This is a genomic window from Streptococcus sp. 27098_8_82 (assembly GCF_041431615.1).
In the GTDB taxonomy this organism is placed as follows: Bacteria; Bacillota; Bacilli; order Lactobacillales; family Streptococcaceae; genus Streptococcus; species Streptococcus sanguinis_K.
The window spans coordinates 1-5193 of the sequence record NZ_JAPVYB010000014.1 but is presented as its reverse complement, the minus strand read 5'-3'; the positions used below and the strand labels follow the sequence as shown (position 1 = coordinate 5193).

Genomic DNA, 5193 nt, shown 5'->3' with positions numbered 1-5193 from the left:
TGGTCCGTGAGCCTTTTCATGCAAGTTGAGGTAGACCAGATCTGTAATTTCATTTTTTTGAGGGAATAGCAGAGCAGGGAAACGAGCCCAAAAATATAAAATTTTCAAAGTACTAATAGGAAAATATTCTTGTTCCATTATACCATACGAGAGATAAGGTGGAGAAGAGAGGATATGAGACAAAGCAGGAAAAAGAAAAAAACCACCTGAAAATTAATTCAGATAGTTTAAAACGAATTCAACAGATAGATTATTAAGGTAGTATTTTGTAGGTTGTCGAAGTTTTAGCTTTCTGCTTCTTTTGTGCAGCTTGTTGCTTAGCAGAAGGAATCGCTTTAAAGGTCACTCCTTCAATTTCACCAGCAAGCTTAGTGTCTTTATCTTTAAAGTGCTCTGATATACTATTTAAATAATTGTTAAAATTATATATACCAGAAGCTAAACCTTTTGTACTTTCCTGAATAGCCTCGCAAGCTCCATTAATATATTTGGTAGAAGAATCTTCGACCCATGAATCCGCAGTCGCTATAAAATAATGAGCTAAATCCTGGTTTATTCTAGCTTGAATACTGCTTATTTGGCTATGATCAATTTTTATTTTATTCACTTCCTTGTACCTCACTATCCTTCGGATGAGATTCTCGCCAAGCCAAGTAATCTTGGTAAGAGTTGATTGTTGTTACCTCACCAGTGTCTTTATCAGTAATTGACAAAGCTAGTCTATCTTGACCAACCGGCGCAAACCAATGCATTATAAGATTAAACCATTCCTCATAACTATTGTCTCCTTGACGCACGAAAACCTTAATTTTCCCTTCATTTAACTTATGCACAAGCTCTGGATAATCTTGTGATATATTTAGCCCTGTTGGTATATTTGTATGCTTTTCTAAAGAAGGTGTTAGTTTATTATACCAAAGATTCATATTATATCCCTCTTTATCAAACTGCTCTGATAAGTTCGTTAAACTAAGAGCAACATCAAATTGTACCATTCCCTTTGACTGTTCACGAATAACATCAATAACTTTGCCACTATCTAAATCAATAAAAACTTCCTTTAGAGGATAGAATCCCTTCTTTTTCTTATCTTGTTCTTGGAGTGTAATACGAAAATAGTCTTTCCCTTGATAGTAAACCACCTCTCCAGGAAGCTTTACTCCTGCATTAGGATTGTACTTACGAATAAGTGCAAAAATATCGATTTTCTTTTCCTCTTTCTTAGTATCTATATCGTAAGAATGAAGAAAATAATATTCTCCTTTTTTCTGCCTCTCGTCATCAATTCCTAGACTGATGTTTCTCCGCCATTCTTGCTGGTAAAACTTTTCATGCCCTATATCAAAATGATCATTGACATCCGGGGATTCGATTGTAATAATACGGCCTTCCTCCAATGGCTTTATTTGAATATCATCAATCTTAGATGCTGGTCTTTCTGCGAATTCTTCCTTAAATTTTGGCTTAGGCTCTGTTTTATCATAAGAGAGCAGCATCCAAAGTCCAAAAATAGCTAGAAACGAAATGAATATCAAAATATACTTTTTTATTTTAGGTTTTAAACTATTCATCAGATTCTCCTAATAATTCTCTAAAGTATTTCTGTCGATTTGTTATGTAATTTTGTTTAGAAAACATATGGCCTTGAAGCCCAAAAATATTCTCATTTCCTCTCTTACTCTTCTCAAGGGCGTCTATACTATTTAAGACATTGACAATATTTTGGTTCTCTAGGCCGCCTTTACCTGCGAGAAGATCACGCATCTCTCCTGTAATAACCGACTGAGCACTCTGATCCGAAATGTTAGGTTTATACGTACTAATAGCATTATCAAAGTCTCTCAAAGCTTTAATTCCTCTTTCCACATCAACTTTATCATCTAAATGACTATTCGTTTCATATATATAAGTTCTAGCTCCATTTTTCTCCAAGTCATCCATTTGTAAAATAGCTGCCAAATCATAATTTAAAGCAAAACGTGTAGTACTATTCATAGGAGTGTTCTCATCTTTAATAGTATAACCTCCAGCATCAACAGTATTATATAGTGTCCTATCTTCAATTTTTTTAGCTTCTTGTTCAATTGCGTAAAGTTTTGAGAAAAAAGCTCCTGTATTTGATATCGCTGCTGGGCCTGACCCTACCTTATCAGTGTATAATGAACCATACTCCCCCTTAAGCGCAAGGTGTTCCTTACCTACACTTTGAAAGCGTTTCTCCGCTGAAGAATTTCCATCTATTAATGCCGCTGTATTGCGCATCGTATTAATAACAAACGAATACTTTGATCCTGCTCCAAGTGTTACCATATCTAAGATATAGTCTTGTGTAGCACTATTTCTCTTATCATCTAATTTTTTGTATTCTTCGCTTAATTCTGAGATTGTTGTTACATCCTCAGTTTTATATTGATTCACTGTAATATCCAAACCTTTTTTTGCTTTATTATTAATTGAATAGTCTGCTTTGAAACCATATATATCACTGCCATCTTCACGGTTTAGATTCAAACTACCTTTTTGAATAGTTTTAGACTCAATATCTACTCCGCCTTGTGATCTAGAGACTAGTCTATTCTGCCCAATATGATTCACATACAACGCTTCAAATAAACTAACTAATCGCTTATTTGATTCCATTTCTTTCTTATAGTCTCTCAATTTAGACTTATTATTATCCATTTTCTGATTATACTCTAAAACAGAACTTCGATTATTTCCTTTGAGTTGAGCATTTAAAGCCCTTGCTTCACCAATCAGCCCTAGCTCATAAGCATCTCCAGCAATGGTCATCTTTTCGGAATATGCTCGTGCCTTATGATAATCCTGCTGAGAAATGGCAATCGCCATGGCTTCAAGATTCCTAAAATCATTTTTATCTTCTGCACGTTTCTGTTCTCTAAACGTTCTATCGTAAACTTTCACCATCATAATCTCACTAGCTTTGCGAGTATCAAGACTACCTAACTTAGCAAAAAATTCTTCCTTATCCTTTCCCTCCATCAAGAGAGTTTTCAAAATGGGTCCATCTCCAGCATCTTGAATGGATTCTAATTCAGATATATTCTCTGGACTTAATCTACCAGCTACTATTAATTCTGCTACATCCTCAAAAGATAGCCCCTCCATAAATTGAGCATTTCTTATAGCCACGCTTACTAAACCAAAATTTTGTCCAATTTCTGCCAACTCACCTTTGAATGTTTGTAGAGCACTCTCTAGTTTCATATGAGTATCTATTCGAGCCTTCCCTAAAGTCTGCAGTTCTCCCTTCGCAGAAGCTAGTTCGCTCCGAGTATTTATCTCATCCTCGTCGACACTCTCCGGATCCGGATCAAGTTGCAAAGCATCCCTAGCCGCTTCTAGCTGAGGATCTAATGCTTTATGTAATTTTTCAAATCGATTGACAGTAGTATCATCAAGCCATTTTTTAACATGATTTATGGGAGTTTTTTGTGTTCTTAAAGTATCCGAAGTAAACCCAGCAGCTTCTATAGCCTTTGTATACGTACTAATAACACTTCCATATTTAGTTAACAATTCAGGATATTTCACAAATATTTGTTCAGAAATCTGATTTAATTTATCTTCAAAAGCTTGAATAGCTTTAGAATGTGAGCCACTGGCTTTTATATTAATAGTATGATGAGCACCTTCAATCGCATCTCTATAAATACCGGCAGAAGTTGTCGCATTATCTCCATGATCTGACAAGCCTGATTTTGTTAAAAATTTTACAATAGCCATACTTTCGCTCCTTACTTTGTTTTATTTATTTGTTATAGCATCCCAAATTTCAGAAAATCTAAGTTGAGTATTCAGAGAATTTAATTTGTAAGCTAACACCCTTTCCTGACTGTGAATTTTTTCCATCATAGAGCTTTTCTTATCATCAAAGTTTGACTTGAATTCCTTGATAGCTTTTGTCTCGTCATCCTTCATCTCATCATATTTATTTCCATATAAATCTTCAGCATCTCCGCCCTCGTAGGTTTCTTTAATTTCGTTTTTTACACTGCCTAATCCCTTTCCAGCTGCTTGAAGCGCTTTAAGTTTTTTTTCGACTTGAGCAATTTCCGCTCTCAGTGCAATAGTATTCTGTGAATCTGCCATTTTTTCTCCTTCATATTACTCTATAAAAACTTTTACTTTCCTAGCCATATTATCCTGAACCAAGTAATGTTCTTGCACTTCAAGAACCGGCTCCCTGGTATTTGGTCTATTATTTACATTAAGCACCTGTTGGTCGTTAATCCGAGTCGCAATTAAACCTTGTTTGAAGTTTCTAACTACTTTAGTCGCAGTATCATAATGCTTCGTCAGACTAACATCTGTAATAACAATTGGCATATAACCAAGTTTAGGACCTTTCTCAAGAATTCGTGCCAACTCTTTTTGAGTATCTATGCTCAGTTCTTCAATAAAATCTGAGAAATCATAGAACAATACGGTTGCGACATAATCAAATTGTCGATTCGCCATTCGTTCATCCAACTTAGCAGAGATAGATAAAATTGTCTCTTCCAAAGCCTCTTTATCAAAAGCAGTTAGTACCTCATCGTCATCCATTTCTGGCAACATATTGTATAAAGGTGCCAATAAAACAATTTTTTTACCCATTTGTTTTGACATCTCAATAATATGCTCAGCCATTGCTAGTTTCTGTTCATCTTTTTCACCAGCTACATATACAAATGGCCCTTGATGAGTCTGCCATCCTACTGGTTGTACATTCTCCATATCCAATCCCATTGGGATAACTTCCTGCTGCAAGAGTTCTTGAATACCATAAGCTTGGTAAAAGACATCTTTGCTCAACTCCTCTGGTACCATTGGAATGGCACTTGGTCGCTGTCCGCTCCAAGCTTCTTGGAGAGAAGCGACTTCTTGACGCAAGTTATTAAGGACTTGTGCATCATTAGCACCCGCTACTGGCAGAGCCAGTTGGATAACATCAACCTCGTCACGCTTCATAAGCGCCCGACCCTTGATGTCTTCCATGGTTTTCGCCAGTGGGGTAGAGCCCACGATAGAGCGGACTTCTCCGAAATCATTCTGCGGCAGACTCAGCTGGTGCTTGAAGTTGGCGTAAAACTGCGCCCGAAGGTTGGACTGACGGCCCGCTGTCACCAAGAGGTGAACACCGATGCTGAGACCTTCACGGGAGATCCGCACCAAGAGTTTGAAGAGCTC

The 5193-nt window shown here is 36.7% G+C and carries 4 protein-coding genes and 1 pseudogene; all 5 read right to left on the bottom strand.

Going from position 1 to position 5193, the window contains the following annotated elements; translation table 11 throughout:
• Positions 1–253: 253 nt before the first annotated feature.
• Positions 254–607: a hypothetical protein gene (locus tag O3627_RS11725; RefSeq protein WP_002911023.1), complete on the bottom strand. Its 354-nt coding sequence runs from the start codon at positions 605–607 to the stop codon at positions 254–256.
• The gene (locus O3627_RS11720; protein ID WP_002911022.1) at positions 600–1571 is read right to left on the bottom strand and encodes a hypothetical protein; all 972 of its coding nucleotides are present in this window, start codon (positions 1569–1571) and stop codon (positions 600–602) included. The genes O3627_RS11725 and O3627_RS11720 overlap by 8 nt, the downstream gene beginning before the upstream one ends.
• Complete coding sequence (locus tag O3627_RS11715; protein ID WP_002911021.1) at positions 1564–3747, bottom strand: hypothetical protein; 2184 nt, start codon at positions 3745–3747, stop codon at positions 1564–1566. The genes O3627_RS11720 and O3627_RS11715 overlap by 8 nt, the downstream gene beginning before the upstream one ends.
• A gap of 21 nt (positions 3748–3768) precedes the next feature.
• Positions 3769–4113 carry a hypothetical protein gene (locus O3627_RS11710; protein ID WP_002911020.1) on the bottom strand — a complete coding sequence of 115 codons (345 nt, stop codon included), beginning with the start codon at positions 4111–4113 and terminating at the stop codon, positions 3769–3771.
• A gap of 15 nt (positions 4114–4128) precedes the next feature.
• A pseudogene (locus O3627_RS11705) lies at positions 4129–5193 on the bottom strand (cell division protein FtsK); the annotation flags it as partial.